This is a genomic window from Pseudomonas coleopterorum (genome assembly GCF_900105555.1).
GTDB lineage: Bacteria > Pseudomonadota > Gammaproteobacteria > Pseudomonadales > Pseudomonadaceae > Aquipseudomonas > Aquipseudomonas coleopterorum.
This window is the reverse complement of the sequence record NZ_FNTZ01000001.1, coordinates 3,809,827-3,825,028: the sequence shown is the minus strand read 5'-3', so window position 1 is coordinate 3,825,028 and position 15,202 is coordinate 3,809,827. Positions and strand designations below refer to the sequence as shown.

Sequence of the window (15,202 nt, the reverse complement as noted above, 5' to 3'; positions counted from 1 at the left end):
TTAGACGACGGAGCCGAGTTGGAAGATAGGAAGGTACATCGCAATAACCAAGCCACCGACCACCACGCCCAACACGGCCATGATCATGGGTTCCATCAGGCTGGTGAGGCTGTCGACCATGTTGTCGACCTCGGCTTCGTAGATGGTTGCTACGCGGTCGAGCATGTCGTCCAGGGCGCCGGATTCTTCGCCGATGGCGGTCATTTGGATGGCGAGGGTGGGGAAGACGCCCGTCGAGCGCATGGAAAAGTTGAGCTGCATGCCGGTGGAAACGTCAGCCTTGATCCGGTTTACGGCGTTTTTGAAGACGACGTTGCCGGTAGCACCTGACACCGAATCCAACGCATCCACCAGTGGCACGCCGGCCGCGAATGTGGTGGAAAGCGTACGTGCATACCGAGCCACCGCTGACTTGTACAAAATAGCGCCCACGATCGGCACCTTGAGCAACCAGCGATCTACCGTGTCACGCAGTTTGGGACTTCGCTTCATTGCATATTTGAAACCAAAGAACAAACCAACGAATCCCGCCAGCAGCAGCAAATACCACTCTTGGACCACGTCAGACAGCCCCATCACCATCAGCGTGAAAGCTGGCAGCTCCGCGCCGAAGCCTTCGAAGATCGACTTGAACTGCGGCACCACCTTGATCAGCAGGATCCCGGAAACAATGATGGCAACAACTACTACCGCGATGGGGTAGGTCATCGCCTTCTTGATCTTGGCCTTGAGCTGTTCGGTCTTTTCTTTGTAAGTGGCTACCCGATCCAGCAAGGTTTCCAAAGCACCTGCCTGCTCACCTGCATCCACGAGGTTGCAATAAAGATCGTCAAAGTATTCCGGCTTCTTCCGCAGCGAAGAAGCGAAACTGTTACCTGCAGCAACTTCTTGCTTGATCTCATCCACGAGCTTGCGCATGTTGGGGTTATCGACACCTTCGGAAATGATGTCGAACGACTGCAGTAATGGCACACCGGCGCGCATCATGGTGGACATCTGCCGAGTGAACAGAGCAATGTCGGCAGGCTTGATCCGTTTGCCTTTGCCGAACAGCGAAGTGCCCTTCTTCTTGACCTTGCCTGGATTTATACCCTGTTTGCGCAACTGCGCCTTGATTAACGCCGGATTATGGCCGCTCAGCTCCCCAGACATCTTGGTGCCTTTGCGATCCAGCCCTTCCCAGGCATAGACGTGGATCTTTGCTTTGACCGCCATTACTTAATCCTTGGTGACTCGGTTGACTTCGGCAAGGCTGGTGACCCCTTGCATAACCTTGACCAGACCTGACGCTCGCAAATCGCTGAAACCTTCCTTGCGCATCTGGGCCGCGATCTCGATCGCGTTGCTGGCTTCCATGATCATGCGCTGAAGTTCCTTGGTGACTTTCACCACCTCGTAGATGCCCTGCCGACCGCGATAGCCGCCGTTGCACTGCTCGCACCCCACGGGTTCGTAGATCTTGAAGGTCCCTATCAGCTCCGGCGCGAAGCCTTCCTCGATCTGTGCGTCGCGCGGAATATCGGCCTCCTTGCGGCAATGCGGACACAATTTTCTCGCAAGCCGTTGCGCAATGATCAGGCTGACGGACGTTGCAATATTGAAGCCAGCCACGCCCATGTTCTGCAAACGAGTAAGCGTTTCTGCTGCGCTGTTAGTGTGAAGGGTAGAAAGCACGAGGTGACCGGTCTGTGCGGCCTTGATGGCGATCTCGGCGGTTTCCAGGTCACGGATCTCACCGACCATGATCACGTCGGGATCCTGACGCAGGAACGAACGTAGCGCCTGAGCGAAGTCCAATCCTTGCTTGTTATTGACGTTGACCTGGTTGATACCCTCCATGTTGATTTCCACGGGGTCCTCGGCCGTCGAGATGTTGATGTCCACCGTGTTAAGGATGTTGATGCCGGTGTAGAGCGACACCGTCTTACCCGAACCTGTAGGACCAGTGACCAGAATCATCCCCTGCGGTTGCCTCAACGCCTGGAGGTAAAGCTCTTTTTGATGAGGCTCATAACCCAGCGCATCGATACCCATCTGCGCGCTCGACGGGTCGAGAATACGCATCACGATCTTCTCGCCCCACAGTGTCGGGAGGGTGTTTACCCGAAAGTCGATAGCCTTGTTCTTCGAGATGCGCATCTTGATCCGGCCGTCCTGCGGCTTGCGACGCTCGGAGATGTCGAGGCTGGCCATGACCTTGAGACGTGCCGCAATGCGGCCTGCCAGATTGATCGGCGGACGCGCGATTTCGCGGAGCATGCCGTCAGTCCGAAACCGGACGCGATAGGCTTTCTCATAGGGTTCGAAGTGCAGGTCGGACGAACCGCCGCGGATGGCATCAAGCAACATCTTGTTGACGAAGCGTACGACGGGGGCGTCGTCGGCGTCCTGGCCTTGACCAACAATACCGTCATCACGGTTATCGCTATTAGAGTCAATATCAACCCCATCTAAATCGACATCCGCCATGTCTTCAAGGCCAGTAGCGGAGGAGTCGAAGAACTTCTCGATAGCATCGGTTAGTTTGTCATCCTCAACTAATATGGCTTCGGCCGTCAGTCCGGTACTGAACTGAATATCAGTGATAGCTTGGTGATTAGTGGGGTCTGAGAGACCGATAAAAAGTTTGGTTCCCCGTTTCCAGAGTGGTATGGTGTGATGCTGTCTAGCTAATTTCTCACTGACTAATCCTTTAGGTTGTGAATCTTTATCAATCGCACTGAGGTCAAGAACAGATAGTCCGAACTGTTCGGAGGCCACTTCAGCAATGGCTCTGCTGGTTATCAAATTATTCTGAACTAGATAATGCACCAAAGAGATACGGCTTTTGAGGGCCTGTTTGTAAGCCTGCTGCGCCCCATGCTCACTAAGCATTTCACTAACGACCAGCCGTTTGGCTAGCCCGGTGAGTACGACATCATTCATAGTGAATACCAAAATCTGTAATAGGTGACTTATAGCGCACTGAGGTGCCGGTGCCAAATGCTATATTTTGATGTGACAAAATTTGTCATTTTGTGCCCATTGTCTAATGCTTTGCAGATGGTTTAAGTCGTAGCGGTCGCCGGTTTCGGGTATGGGAGACCTGGCACGAAGGATGCTTGGCACTGAGCAGCCGGACATTCCGTCCTCTATAAGGGCATTCGCATGAAATCACAAAAGGGTTTTACACTTATCGAGTTGATGATCGTCGTGGCGATCATTGGCATTCTGGCTGCGATCGCACTGCCAGCGTACCAGACCTATGTAGCTAAATCGCAGGTGACAGCAGCGCTTGCGGAGATTACACCCGGTAAGACCCAAGCTGAGGCACGTATTAATGAAGGGGTAACTACGGCCCTTACAGCTGCAAGCGATGTAGGTTTGACGACGTCTACTCGGTGCCCTACATTGACTGTATCGGTAGGTACGGATGGTACTGCATCAATCGCGTGTACTATGGCTGGTAATCCAGGCGTAGCAACTAAAGTTATTACCTTGAGTCGGGTTGCAGCCGGAACCTGGAAATGTGTTGCTCCTGTTGATACCAAATATTTGCCAGCTGGTTGTACTGCATCGTAATTTTCTGAGCTAGTATGCAATCAAGCGTCAGACTCCACTACGGGTCTGACGCTTGAGTCCAAGAGTCGCTGGATGTTTTGGCTCGCCTTTTGGAGTGGTGATCATGAGGGGGCAAAAAGCATTCACGTTGATAGAAATTATGATGGTGGTTCTTGTTCTGGGTGTTCTTGTTGTTGTAGCGTTACCTACGTACTCCCGATACGTTTGCAAAAGTAAGGTTGCAGCAAGCTTTCAAGAACTGGTAGGGCTTAGGGCAATTTACGAATCCGCTCTTTCTGTATCGGCGCCTGTACCTACTTTAGAAGAGCTTACTGCTATTCAAAATAGATCAGCTCGTTGCGCTTTCTCTACCATGTCTGACAACACAAAAGGCACCGCAAATCTTGAGTGTAGGTTGCTCAATGCTCCTTCAGCTGTTCAGGATGGTGTTATTACAGTTGTTAGAGCATTGGACGGCAGCTGGGTTTGCTATGTTAATTCGAAAATCGGAAGCGATTATCGCCCAGAAGGCTGTACAGAAAATTTTCAGGGATAGATGAAGAGATGCTTGTTGAAAGCTTATAGTAATTAATTATATCGCCGGTGTAGCTCAGTCGGTAGAGCAGCGCACTCGTAACGCGAAGGTCGTAGGTTCGATTCCTATCTCCGGCACCATTCCCAACAATCTTTGCAGACCTTGGATCTTGAGGCCTTGCGAGACTGATGCGATACCGCTCCTCGAGAGCTCAGAATACGGATATCACATGCCTCTCCTAAACCTCAGCCGCCGAACAGCGGCTTTCGTGTTTTTGGCGACCCTTGCAGGTTGCGCCACGCACAAGGACTTCCAAGCCACAGGCGGAAGTCGCGCAGATGGCGTCATTGACGTTGCGTACGAATTCAGTAGCTTCGAAACCCCCGTGGTTGATCAGCAGCAGGCGTACGCCATCGCCCGCTCCAAGTGTTCTTTATGGGGTTATGTCGACGCAGAGCCTTTTGGCGGAACAAACCAGGAATGCACGCTCAGACGCGGCTACGGCGACTGTTCCGCATGGCGTGTATCGAAGAAATACCAATGCCTTGGCAACCTCGGCAGCGTATCTGCGCCACTTAACTACCTTGGCCCAAGCCAAGCTCCTGCTGCTGTCCCTGCGCGACAGGCGACAGCACCCTACCAAGCCGCGCCCAGTACCGCGCCTGCGCCCTTATCGTCCTCTGAATACCGCGAACGGCAGATCGATTTGCTGATGCAGCAGAACTTGCCTTACGACGAATATCAAAAGAGATATCAGGCAATCATGGCGCAGTAGTGAATCGAGGCAGGGCAGAAGCTGTCCCGCTCGGTTGCTCTCACGCATAGCCCACACGACATGCCCAGGAGCCCCCCATGTTCAGCCACATCCAAATCGGCGCCCGCGATCTCCCAAAGATGCTCACCTTCTACGACCACGTCCTCCAAACCCTGGGCCTCATCCGCATCCCCGACGAAAACGACGGCGGTCCAGACGGCGCCGGTTGGCAGCGGCCGGGCAGGTCCTGGCCTCAGGTCTACGTCCAGCTTCCGTTCAACGGCCTGCCAGCCACGTGGGGCAACGGCATGCAGGTGAGTTTTGCGGCGCAGTCACAGCAGCAGGTGCGGGACGCGTGGCAGGCGGCGTTGGATAACGGCGGGACGGACGAGGGGGCGCCGGGTTTGCGGCCGCAGTATGCGCAGGACTATTTCGGGGCCTATTGCCGGGATCCCGAGGGCAACAAGTTATGTTTTGTGCACACCTCGGATATGGCCTAGGCCGCTTTCCGGTGCAGGTTGGCCAGTCGCGCGACGACGGCCGTGATCACCACGGCCAAGACCACGCCCGTCGCGACGGCGGGCAGTATGCCCAGTTGCATCACCATCCCCTGCAGGCTGAGGTAGAAGCCGATCACGCCGACGGCGCCAATGGCGTTGCCTCGCACGATGGCGGCGAGTTCCTGGCGTCCGCCCTGGACGTGGGCGAACACGGCCAGCGGCCACGCGATGATGGGGATGGGCGCCAGGTAGCCACTGACGACGGGGCCCAGCCACTGTGCGCCGGCGGTGATCAGCAGGAGCAGCAGGGTGGCGGTGAGCATCCGCATCGGGATGATCCAGCTGGGCAGCGGAACCGGTTTTGCCGGGCGCTCGCCGGTCTTTGAGGTGGCCATGATCAGTACGACGATCAGGCACAGGGTGACCGCGATGGACGCCGGGAGTGAGCCCAGCCAGTTCATGAGCAAGGCGGCAACCACGTAGAAGGCCAGCGCTGCCACGCAGCCGAGGAATGCCGAAAGGCGCCGGGTCACGGTGAGGTAGAACAGGTAGGTCGCCTGGATCGCCGCAACGCCCGCCAGCGCGCCCGGTACGGCCATCGCTACGAATCCAGGGCCTTGTTCAAGGCTGAGAAACAGCATCACCACGGCCGAAGTCACCGGAAGCCCCGAGAGCAAGCCACCGACGTGGGTGCCCCAGCGTTTGGCGGCGATGGACATCGAGAGCATGAGCAGTGGGGTGATGAGCAGCTTGAGGTAGAAGACGGTCATGGGTGTGTTTCGTTGTTTTTGGTTCGTACGTTTTACAGGATTCGATAGCCCGATGTGTTGACGGTCATCTGTCTGGCGCACTCTGGCGCGGTTTGTGGGCATCTACTACCGTTAGGGTCGATGGAGTCAGTGGTTCCAGCCGTTCAAACAGGAGTGTTGCCATGGGTAAGTGGGTCCCTTCAATCGCTACCGCTTTGCTGCTGATCTGTGCCGTGGCGCCTGCCACGCAGGCTGAAGATGAACTGGACAAGGGCATTCGTCACGACAATCGTGAACTCGACAAAGGTGTCGAGCACGATGCCAAGGAAATCGACAAAGGCGTCAAACACGACGCCGCCGAGGTCGATAAAGGCCTCAAACATGACGATGATGAGCGGCACAAGGCAGACAAACACCTCGACAAGGAGGCGAAAAAGCATTTGTGACGGCAGGGTGTGACGCGATCGGCAGGCGTAATCGAAGCGAGCGTACCCGCCATGGCGATTGTTCGCTTCGACCTGTATCGTTTCCACCGCGTCTGTCGACCGCGCATGAGCCCGCATTGTATTTTGGGCAAGGAAGCCAACCGTGAAGTACCTTCTTATCATTCTCGCCAGTTACGCGTCGGTCTACCTGTGCGTCTCGCCACTGCTCGATGCGCGGGTGCAGGACATTATCGAAGGTCTGGAGATGCGCCGCCGAGCGGCTGACATCGAGGTCTACATCGAGCAGGTAATCGACTCGCTGAATCGCACCAAGCTGGAGTACGCCTTGTTCGGCGGTACGTTGCTGGCCGGATTGATCTGCGCCGGGGTCTGGTTGCTCAGCCGTTAGGCCGGGGATGCACGTCGGCAAGGCTGTACAGGCCATCCACGGTCACTTGCTGGGCTGGTCCTTTTCGCTGAACTCCACCGCCAGGGCGGCGGCCTCCTCGTCGTTGGTGCGGATGTGCAGTTCGCCCTCGGCGTCCTGTACTTGAAACACCAGGTCCATGCCCTGTGCACGGTATTGCTCGGGGACGTCATCGCCTTCGAGTTTCTTCACTGAAATGGCCATGGTTTTCCTCCCAAAGAAACTGTGACCCGTGCCTGTGGGTAACGTGCGGTCAAAAGTTGTGCACAGGAACTTACCTCGCCTGCAAAGCCTCGAATCGTTACCTAACATCAGAGGCTTCCTACCATGACCACACGCGATGAAATCCAGCCAAAAGCTCCGACCCTCGACGCGAGCGGCAAGCCCGTGAACGTGGTCGAGCGCGATATCGAGAACGAAACCCCGGCGACCGAAGGCGTCGACAAGGTCATCACGCCGACCTCCATCAAGGAGAAAGAGCAGGACGCCGAGACCTTGCAGCGCAAGACCGCCGAGATCGAACGCAAGATCGCAGACGGGCGTTGATGTTGTGAAAAAGGAGAAAAGTGCAGCTAACTGTCCGTTCACATCCGTTTCACGCGGTGTTCACATTCTCGGGCGTAATGTTGACCTTGCTCCTTCTTCAAGCCCGCTTTCCTCCCCGTCGGCGGGCTTTTCTTTGCCTGCGATTTGGCGTTTCGCCCACCCAGGCCTGCTAACCTCTCTTATTCAAGCGTCGACCCGAACCGGATGTCGGCGCGTTGCAGCGCCTTGTTGCGCTGCCTTCCAAGGAGCTTGACCCCGCCATGACCATTTCTCTGCGCACACGGCTGCTGACCGTGTTGATGTTCACCACGCTGCTCAGTGGTTGCGGCATCAATAACATTCCGCAATATGACGAACAGGTGAAATCAGCCTGGGCTCAGGTGGAGAACCAGTACCAGCGTCGGGCCGACCTCATTCCCAATCTGGTGGAAACGGTGAAGGGTTACGCCAAGCAGGAACAGGACACCCTGACCCGGGTGATCGAAGCGCGGGCCAAGGCCACCTCGATCCAGGTCGATGCCAATACCCTGGACGATCCAGCCAAGCTGCAGCAGTTCGACCAGGCCCAGCAGCAACTCAGCGGTGCCTTGAGCCGTTTGATGGTCACTGTCGAGCGCTATCCTGACCTGAAGTCGAACCAGAACTTCCTGGCCTTGCAGTCGCAGCTTGAAGGGACCGAAAACCGCATCGCAGTGGCACGTCGTGACTTCATCGCCTCGGTCGAGAAGTACAACACCGAGATCCGCACTTTCCCCGGCAAGCTGTGGCAGATGACCATGTACCGTGACCAGAAGGTTCGCGAGAACTTCAAGGCCACGGCACCCAATGCCGAGCAAGCGCCGAGCGTGAAGTTCCAATGAAGCCATGGCGGTGCCTGCCGCTGCTGATGCTGTTGTGGGTCGCCACCGCCGGAGCGCTGGAGTTTCCAGCGCTCAGCGGCCGGGTGGTGGACCAGGCGGGCCTGCTCGACGGGCAGACCCGCAGTCAGCTCAGCCAGATGCTCGAAGCGCACGAGCAGGCGACCTCCGAGCAGGTCGTGGTGGTGACCGTACCGGATCTGCAAGGCACGGACATCGCCGACTACGGCTATCAACTCGGACGCGCCTGGGGCATCGGGCAGAAGGGCAAGGATAATGGCGCCCTGCTGATCGTGGCCAAGGCCGAGCGCAAGGTGCGCATCGAGGTGGGTTACGGTCTGGAAGGGCAGCTGACCGATGCGCAGTCTTCCATCATCATCAATAACGTGATCGTGCCGTCGTTCCGCCAGGGCGATTTCGCCGGTGGCATTCGTGCTGGCGCGGCCGCCATGTTGCAGGTGCTGGGCGGTGATCCACTGGCCGAGCCCCAGCGCAGCAATGCGCAGGGTCAAGGTCAGGAGCAGCAGCGCTTGCCGTGGCCGGCGTTTCTCATCTTGATCATCATCGTGATAGTGATGATCCGTGGTGGGGGAGGCGGACGTGGCGGTCGAGGCGGTGGTGGCGGTTCGGTACTCACCGGTGCGGTGCTGGGCAGTGTGCTCGGCGGCGGTCGTGGCGGCGGTGGTTTCGGCGGCGGCGGTGGTGGTTTTGGTGGCGGTGGCGGCGGCTTCGGCGGCGGGGGTGCATCGGGTGGCTGGTAAATCGAGCAGGTACGCAGCATGACATTACTGGACCAAAGCGCGCAAAAGCGCGTGGCCACGGCCATTGCCGAGGCCGAACTGCACACCGACGCCGAACTGGTCACGGTGCTCGCACCGCAATCCGACGACTACACCTACATTCCGTTGCTGTGGGCGGGGCTGATCGCCTTGTTGGTGCCGGGCCTGATCAACTATTACCCTGGTTGGCTGAATGCTCACCAGTTGTTGCTGGCGCAGTGGGCGACCTTCATCGTGATGGGGCTGCTGTTCCGCATTCCTGCATTGACCACGGCATTGGTGCCGCGCCGTGTGCGTCACTGGCGGGCGGCCAACATGGCCCGTCGGCAGTTCCTGGAGCGCAAGTTGCACCACACCCAGGGCGCGACGGGAATGTTGATCTTCGTTTCGGAGGCGGAACGGTACGTGGAAATTCTGGTGGACGAGGGGATTTCCAGCCGAATTGGCGATGACACCTGGGGTGCGATCGTCGAGGCGTTCACCGCGCGGGTCAAGCGGGGTGAAACGATGGAAGGATTCGTGGGTTGTATCCAGGCCTGCGGTGAGGTATTACGTGAACACGTACCTGTAACCCATCCTCGCAACGAGTTGCCTGATCGGTTGGTCGTGCTGGGCTGACCGCTCAGCCCTGCCAATGGACCTAACGAGGTTACGAGCTGTCAAAGTGGCATTACGCTATCATTCGCACTTTGCCCACGGAGCCTCGCCATGAGCCCGATCATTTTCCCTCAACCGTTCAAAGCGGTTGGCTGCTCCGACTGTCGAAACCTGGATGCCCTGGGTTTTGACTTCACCATGGCATTCCAGCCGATCCTCAACGTGCGCAGCGGGCAGCCATGGGCCTATGAAGCCCTGGTGCGTGGCATCAACGGTGAGTCTGCGTACAGCATCCTGAGCCAGGTCAACGACGGCAATCGCTACCGTTTCGACCAGTCCTGCCGCGTCAAGGCCATCGAGTTGGCCACCCGTTGGGGTCTGCTGGACCTCCCCGACTGCCTGCTCAGCATCAACTTCCTGCCCAAGGCTGTCTACCGCGCTGAAACGTGCATCCGCGCCACCCTCGAGGCAGCCCGCGAATTCGGCTTTCCGTTGAATCGGCTGATGTTCGAAGTGACCGAAGGCGAGCGTGTAGACGACCCGCTGCATTTGCAGTCGATCTTCAGCGAATACGAGAAACAGGGATTCGTCACGGCGATCGATGACTTCGGGTCAGGGTATTCGGGCCTGAACCTGCTGGCGACCTTCCAGCCCAAGGTGCTGAAGATCGACATGGCACTGACTCGCGACCTGGATCATGACGCCGTGCGCCAAGCCATCGTGGCGGGGATCGTACTGGTGGCCGGCAAGTTGAACATCACCGTCGTGGCCGAGGGCGTGGAAACCGTCGGCGAAAGCACGGCCCTGCAGGGGTTGGGAATCGACCTGCAACAAGGCTTCCTGTTCGCCCGTCCTGCCATTGGCAAGCTACCGCTCAAGCATTGAGCGAAAGGCTGGACCAGAACACCTGTAAGCGATATACGCCAGCGCTGAAGGTCAGGGCAAGTGTTCACTTGCCCCTTATTCCACATCAATCCTCGAGAATGAACGCAAACTTGTCGTCGATCAGCATCTTCAGGTAGGCGTCGAAGCTGTCGGCGATGACCACGTATTCGTCCGGGTCGTGGACGAAGCGGATCACTTGGCCTTTGGTGCCTTTGCTCGTGGGGTTGAAGTCGATGAACAGCGTGGAAGTACCGCCATTGTTCATGCAGTGCGAGAAGCACAGCCGTTCGCCCAGGATGACATCGGCATCGATGCGCTTGTCGACCATGTCCGGGTTTTCCAGGAACAGGTCGTCGTAGATGTCGGCAATGCTTTTGTCGTTGGCGGTGCGGTCTTCGAGGATCTGCTCGACCGAGCGCAGGTAGTACGGGTACTCGGCGATGTCGGAGCCCAGGATGAGTACCGAAACTTCGCCTTTTTCATACTTCTGCCAGTGCGTGCCGTTCACCTTGGCAAGCAGGTGCAGGAGGCTGTCCGGGCAGTCGGGGTAGACTTCTTTGAGCGCATCCAGTTGGGTGGAAGAGGCGCCGGTGGCGAACGCGAGTTCGTCAAGGCTGGCGGCGGGCAGGGCGGCTTTGAGGCCTGAGTGAAACTGTTCGACGATGCTCAAGGCTGCTTCCTTACGCGGGTTTTGTTTGAGCACCATTGGGCGATTCGTGGGGGGGAGTCAAGGGAATTTACTGTTTGGGGGATTTGTTGGGGGCTTGGGATGTGTAGGGGGGCTACTGGCCTCTTCGCGGGCAGAGCCCGCTCCCACAGGGTCTACTTCCACAGGGTCTGCTTCCACAGGACCGGCTCTCACAGGACCTGCTTGCATAGAGGCCAGCGGGGGTGTCAGCGCCAGCGGACGGTGTAGTGCGCGGGGACGTCGCTCATCTGGGGCTGGAAGTGGGTGTTGGAAATGACGTGGGTCTGCACGTCTCCGGCGGCGTCGTGCAGTTCGATGCGATCGCCGGCGCCAGCATTGAGGGTCACCTCGTAGATCAGGGCCTTGTTGGGCTCCAGGGAAGATTCGAAGGGGCCGAAACGGGTGCCGTCGATGCGAACGATGTAGACCTGGTGGGCGCCTTGGGTGGATGTGCTGGTCACTGCGAAAACTCCATACCTTTGCTGGTCGATATCTATGTGGGCTGTCACAGGCTCAGGCGCATGGACAGGTCTACCGCTTTTACATCCTTGGTCAGGGTGCCAATCGAGATGTAGTCCACACCCGTTTCGGCAATGCTGACCAAGGTCGAATCATTGATGCCGCCGCTGGCTTCGAGCTTGGCCTGGCCGGCATTGATGCTCACCGCTTCGCGCATGTCCGCAAGGCTCAGCTCGTCGAGCATGACGATGTCGGCGCCCGCGGCCAGTGCCTCGCGCAACTCGTCCAGGCTTTCGACCTCGATTTCCACGGGCTTGCCCGGTGCGATGCGTTGCGCGGCCGTGATCGCCTGTGCCACGCCGCCGCACGCGGCGATGTGGTTTTCCTTGATCAGGAATGCATCGTACAGGCCGATGCGGTGGTTGTGGCAACCGCCGCAGGTCACTGCATACTTTTGCGCCAGGCGCAGGCCCGGCAGGGTTTTGCGCGTGTCCAGCAGTTTGACCTGAGTGTGGGCAACCCGCTCGGCGAACGACTGCGCGCGGGTGGCGACGGCCGACAGCAGTTGCAGAAAATTCAGCGCACTGCGCTCTCCGGTCAGTAGCGACCGTGCCGGGCCTTCGAGGTGAAACAACGGCTGGTTGGCTTGTGCCTGCTGCCCGTCCACTACCTGCCAATGCACTGCCACGCGGGGGTCGAGCTGACGAAACACGGCATCGACCCAGGCGGTGCCGGCGATGGTGCAGGTGTCGCGGGTAATGATGGTGGCCTTGGCCAGGCGCTCGGCCGGGATCAGTTGCGCGGTGATATCGCCGCTGCCCACATCTTCGAACAACGCACGGCGCACGTTGGCTTCGATTTCAGCGGTCAGATCGGCAAGACGAAGATTGGGCATGACGCGCTCCATCGGCAAAGTGGGGCGGATTATAGGATACTGCGCGGCTCGGAGCGAAGCCCTGCGCCTGGCGCCGTAATGTGGTGCAAAAAGAGATGCATTTGGTCGGCTTGGATGAGCTTTTCAGGTTATTTACGGTCAATCTTCTACTTAGCTCCGTGCTCGCTGAACTGCTTGTCACCTTGGTAGTCAGAGATCACTGTCTGTGAGGTCAGGTGGGCGATGACGTCACGTGGTTGGCAGGGATGTCGACGTTCTTTTTCGTGGGTGGGGGGTTCTTGATGGCGAACGATGGGAAAGTGGTTTCACTGAACAAGGCGGCCGTCGATCCAGCGAGCCAGCCTGCCAGTGTGCGCCTGCCTGTCGTCCTGTTGCAGGTGCGCGACAAAGCCGCGCTGCAACTCAAGCAGGCCCTTCAGGTGTTGTTCGACAACGCTGACGACACCCTTTTCGAAATGGCCGACCGGGCGTTGAACAACGTCGATCAGAACACCTTCTTCGAAGCCATGCGCGACTTGCGCCTCAAGCGCAAGAGCATCGAGCGCGGCTTCCTCGAGAAATTCTACGAAAGCTTCGTGCGCGTGGGTCAGTACGACACGGCCGACACCAATGCACCTGCGCCGCTGAGCTACGACAAGCTGGCCTTGGTGCCCAACGACGAGCTTGAGCGCACCGTGGCGCTGGACGCCATGGTCAGCAAGGTGCTGAGCCGTGACAGCTTCGCCCTTGGCCAGTTGACCACCCGTTTGAACGTGCTGCTCACGCGCCGCCTGGATGATTCCACCAATCCCCTTGGCCCGGTCATGCTCTGCGACTATTTCCTTCAAGCCGGGCGCAGCCTGGGCGTGGAGATCAAGGTCAAGCTGATCATCCTCAAGCTGTTCGAAAAATACGTCCTGACCGATACCGATCAGCTCTACTCCGAGGCCAATCAGTTGCTTATCGCCGCCGGAATCTTGCCCGAGCTCAAGGCCGCGCCGGCCCGTCGCGCCGCCGATCGCTCCAGCGACCGTGCGCGCCCCGCGGCCGTCGAACCGGAAACGCGCACCGAAGCACCGAGCAAGCCTGCCCAGCGCGATGAAAGTGTGCAGGAAGTGTTCGGGGCCCTGCAGGATCTGCTGCACGATCTGCGTGGCAGCATGGCGCCGAAGATGGAGCCGCCCAGCGAGGCCATGCCGATCTCGACCAGCGACCTGATGCGCCTGCTGTCTCATCTGCAGCATCACGTTCCCCAGCAGGCGCCGCAGAACGATTACGACCTGCGCCAACAACTGGAGCAATTGCTGACCCGCGTCAGCGTCAAGAGCGGCAAGTTTCGCGTGGTGGGGGTGGTGGACGAGGACGTCATCAACCTCGTTGCCATGCTCTTCGAATTCATTCTCGACGATCGCAATCTGCCTGACTCGCTCAAGGCCCTGATCGCGCGTCTGCAGATTCCCATGCTCAAGGTCGCAGTGCTGGACAAGAGTTTCTTCAGCCGTGGCGCCCACCCGGCCCGGCGCCTGCTCAACGAAATCGCCTCGGCGGCGATGGGGTGGGGCAGCCGCGACGATTACCAGCGCGATGCCTTGTATTTGCGGATCGAGCAGATCGTCCAGCGCCTGCTCAACGATTTCGTCGACGACACCTCGCTGTTCTCCGAACTGCTGGTCGATTTCCTTGCCTTCAGCAATGACGAGCGCCGCCGCAGCGAGTTGCTCGAACAGCGCACCCGCGATGCCGAAGAAGGCCGAGCCCGCGCGGACCTTGCACGTCATCTGGTGGAGAAGGAACTCAATAGCCGCTTGCTGGGCCGCACGCTGCCGCTGGTGGTGGTCAATCTGCTGCAGGACGCGTGGAGCCGCGTGCTGTTGCTGGTGTGCCTGAAGCATGGGGCCAACTCGGAAGAGTGGCAGGCGGCATTGGCGACTGTCGACGACTTGATCTGGAGCGTCGAGCCTCACGATGACCCGGATATGCGCATGCGCCTGCTGGAATTGGTGCCGGGTCTGCTCAAGTCCCTGCGCGACGGCCTCACCAGCACCGCGTTCGATCCGTTCGCCACCAGTGAATTCTTCAGCCAGCTGGAAGTGCTGCATGTCCAGGCATTCCAGCGCGAACTGGCGGATGTCGAGGGGACTTCGAACGGCGACGAGTCGCTGGTGCAGGTGGTCGAGGAGATCGTCCTGGCACCGGTCGGTGAAACCGCCGATGGTGAAGCCCTGCTGCGTCTTCCGGAGGATGACCCAGGCCTGCTGCAGGTCGACAAGCTGCGCGTCGGCACGTGGGTGGAACTGCAGGAAAACGAAGAGTTCAAGCTGCGCTGCAAGCTGACCGCGATCATCGAGACCTCGGGCAAGTATGTGTTCGTCAACCGTACTGGCATGAAGGTGCTGGAAAAAACTCGCATGGGGCTGGCGGTCGAGTTCCGCCGCGGTACCGTGCGAGTGCTCGATGACACCCTGCTGTTCGACCGGGCACTGGATTCAGTGGTCACCAACCTGCGCAAGCTCAAGGCGAATTGACCGGCCCTGGGTGCAGGCCGTCTTCCTGGGTCTGACTTCTCAGGTCTGAGAGTTCATACTGG

19 protein-coding genes and 1 tRNA gene are annotated in these 15,202 nt (G+C 58.6%); 13 read left to right on the top strand and 7 right to left on the bottom strand.

Going from position 1 to position 15,202, the window contains the following annotated elements; all coding sequences use genetic code 11:
- Both BLV18_RS17180 and pilB read right to left on the bottom strand, forming a co-directional pair.
- On the bottom strand, positions 1-1,215 hold the full coding sequence (locus BLV18_RS17180; RefSeq protein ID WP_090360332.1) for a type II secretion system F family protein: 1,215 nt from the start codon (positions 1,213-1,215) through the stop codon (positions 1-3).
- Between the two features lie 3 nt (positions 1,216-1,218).
- On the bottom strand, positions 1,219-2,925 hold the full coding sequence (pilB, locus tag BLV18_RS17175; RefSeq protein ID WP_090360329.1) for a type IV-A pilus assembly ATPase PilB: 1,707 nt from the start codon (positions 2,923-2,925) through the stop codon (positions 1,219-1,221).
- Between the two features lie 222 nt (positions 2,926-3,147).
- Here pilB and BLV18_RS17170 point away from each other — a divergent pair, with 222 nt between their 5' ends.
- The 5 genes from BLV18_RS17170 to BLV18_RS17150 all read left to right on the top strand — a co-directional run bounded on the left by BLV18_RS17170 (position 3,148) and on the right by BLV18_RS17150 (position 5,329).
- Positions 3,148-3,561 carry a pilin gene (locus BLV18_RS17170; RefSeq protein WP_090360327.1) on the top strand — a complete coding sequence of 138 codons (414 nt, stop codon included), beginning with the start codon at positions 3,148-3,150 and terminating at the stop codon, positions 3,559-3,561.
- A gap of 103 nt (positions 3,562-3,664) precedes the next feature.
- The gene (locus BLV18_RS17165) at positions 3,665-4,096 is read left to right on the top strand and encodes a pilin (protein ID WP_090360325.1); all 432 of its coding nucleotides are present in this window, start codon (positions 3,665-3,667) and stop codon (positions 4,094-4,096) included.
- Between the two features lie 43 nt (positions 4,097-4,139).
- Positions 4,140-4,215, top strand: a tRNA-Thr gene (locus BLV18_RS17160).
- An 89-nt stretch (positions 4,216-4,304) separates the two neighbouring features.
- Positions 4,305-4,850, top strand: coding sequence for a YecR family lipoprotein (yecR, locus tag BLV18_RS17155; protein WP_090360324.1), 546 nt, complete (start codon positions 4,305-4,307; stop codon positions 4,848-4,850).
- A 77-nt stretch (positions 4,851-4,927) separates the two neighbouring features.
- Complete coding sequence (locus BLV18_RS17150; protein WP_090360321.1) at positions 4,928-5,329, top strand: VOC family protein; 402 nt, start codon at positions 4,928-4,930, stop codon at positions 5,327-5,329.
- On the opposite strand, the gene BLV18_RS17145 is transcribed toward BLV18_RS17150, so the two are convergent.
- Complete coding sequence (locus tag BLV18_RS17145) at positions 5,326-6,099, bottom strand: hypothetical protein (protein ID WP_090360318.1); 774 nt, start codon at positions 6,097-6,099, stop codon at positions 5,326-5,328. The genes BLV18_RS17150 and BLV18_RS17145 overlap by 4 nt on opposite strands.
- 161 nt (positions 6,100-6,260) lie before the next feature.
- On the opposite strand from BLV18_RS17145, the gene BLV18_RS17140 reads away from it, so the two are divergent.
- Together BLV18_RS17140 and BLV18_RS17135 are read left to right on the top strand one after the other, a co-directional pair.
- On the top strand, positions 6,261-6,524 hold the full coding sequence (locus BLV18_RS17140; RefSeq protein WP_049861157.1) for a hypothetical protein: 264 nt from the start codon (positions 6,261-6,263) through the stop codon (positions 6,522-6,524).
- Positions 6,525-6,666: 142 nt separating this feature from the next.
- Positions 6,667-6,912: a hypothetical protein gene (locus tag BLV18_RS17135; RefSeq protein WP_056844110.1), complete on the top strand. Its 246-nt coding sequence runs from the start codon at positions 6,667-6,669 to the stop codon at positions 6,910-6,912.
- A gap of 42 nt (positions 6,913-6,954) precedes the next feature.
- Here BLV18_RS17135 and BLV18_RS17130 read toward each other — a convergent pair whose 3' ends face one another.
- On the bottom strand, positions 6,955-7,134 hold the full coding sequence (locus BLV18_RS17130) for a hypothetical protein (protein ID WP_090360316.1): 180 nt from the start codon (positions 7,132-7,134) through the stop codon (positions 6,955-6,957).
- A gap of 123 nt (positions 7,135-7,257) precedes the next feature.
- Between BLV18_RS17130 and BLV18_RS17125 the strand changes: the two genes are divergently transcribed.
- The 5 genes from BLV18_RS17125 (at position 7,258) to BLV18_RS17105 (ending at position 10,594) form a co-directional block, all read left to right on the top strand.
- Positions 7,258-7,476, top strand: coding sequence for a hypothetical protein (locus tag BLV18_RS17125; protein WP_043192846.1), 219 nt, complete (start codon positions 7,258-7,260; stop codon positions 7,474-7,476).
- 260 nt (positions 7,477-7,736) lie between these two features.
- A complete protein-coding gene (locus BLV18_RS17120) occupies positions 7,737-8,336 on the top strand; it encodes a LemA family protein (RefSeq protein ID WP_049861160.1) in 600 nt (199 codons plus the stop codon).
- Positions 8,333-9,094 carry a TPM domain-containing protein gene (locus tag BLV18_RS17115; RefSeq protein ID WP_090360313.1) on the top strand — a complete coding sequence of 254 codons (762 nt, stop codon included), beginning with the start codon at positions 8,333-8,335 and terminating at the stop codon, positions 9,092-9,094. Before BLV18_RS17120 ends, BLV18_RS17115 begins: the two co-directional genes overlap by 4 nt.
- An 18-nt stretch (positions 9,095-9,112) precedes the next feature.
- The gene (locus BLV18_RS17110; RefSeq protein ID WP_090360311.1) at positions 9,113-9,730 is read left to right on the top strand and encodes a TPM domain-containing protein; all 618 of its coding nucleotides are present in this window, start codon (positions 9,113-9,115) and stop codon (positions 9,728-9,730) included.
- A 90-nt stretch (positions 9,731-9,820) separates the two neighbouring features.
- Entirely contained in the window at positions 9,821-10,594 is a 774-nt protein-coding gene (locus BLV18_RS17105) for an EAL domain-containing protein (RefSeq protein ID WP_090360308.1), read from the top strand.
- Between the two features lie 85 nt (positions 10,595-10,679).
- Here the strand turns inward: BLV18_RS17105 and BLV18_RS17100 are convergent, their stop codons facing one another.
- The 3 genes from BLV18_RS17100 to nadC all read right to left on the bottom strand — a co-directional run bounded on the left by BLV18_RS17100 (position 10,680) and on the right by nadC (position 12,636).
- Entirely contained in the window at positions 10,680-11,264 is a 585-nt protein-coding gene (locus BLV18_RS17100) for an SMI1/KNR4 family protein (RefSeq protein ID WP_056844289.1), read from the bottom strand.
- Between the two features lie 224 nt (positions 11,265-11,488).
- Positions 11,489-11,743 carry a hypothetical protein gene (locus BLV18_RS17095; RefSeq protein ID WP_049861166.1) on the bottom strand — a complete coding sequence of 85 codons (255 nt, stop codon included), beginning with the start codon at positions 11,741-11,743 and terminating at the stop codon, positions 11,489-11,491.
- Positions 11,744-11,787: 44 nt separating this feature from the next.
- Entirely contained in the window at positions 11,788-12,636 is an 849-nt protein-coding gene (gene nadC / locus BLV18_RS17090; RefSeq protein ID WP_049861167.1) for a carboxylating nicotinate-nucleotide diphosphorylase, read from the bottom strand.
- A 281-nt stretch (positions 12,637-12,917) separates the two neighbouring features.
- On the opposite strand from nadC, the gene BLV18_RS17085 reads away from it, so the two are divergent.
- Entirely contained in the window at positions 12,918-15,140 is a 2,223-nt protein-coding gene (locus BLV18_RS17085; protein ID WP_090362376.1) for a DUF1631 domain-containing protein, read from the top strand.
- Positions 15,141-15,202: the final 62 nt, after the last annotated feature.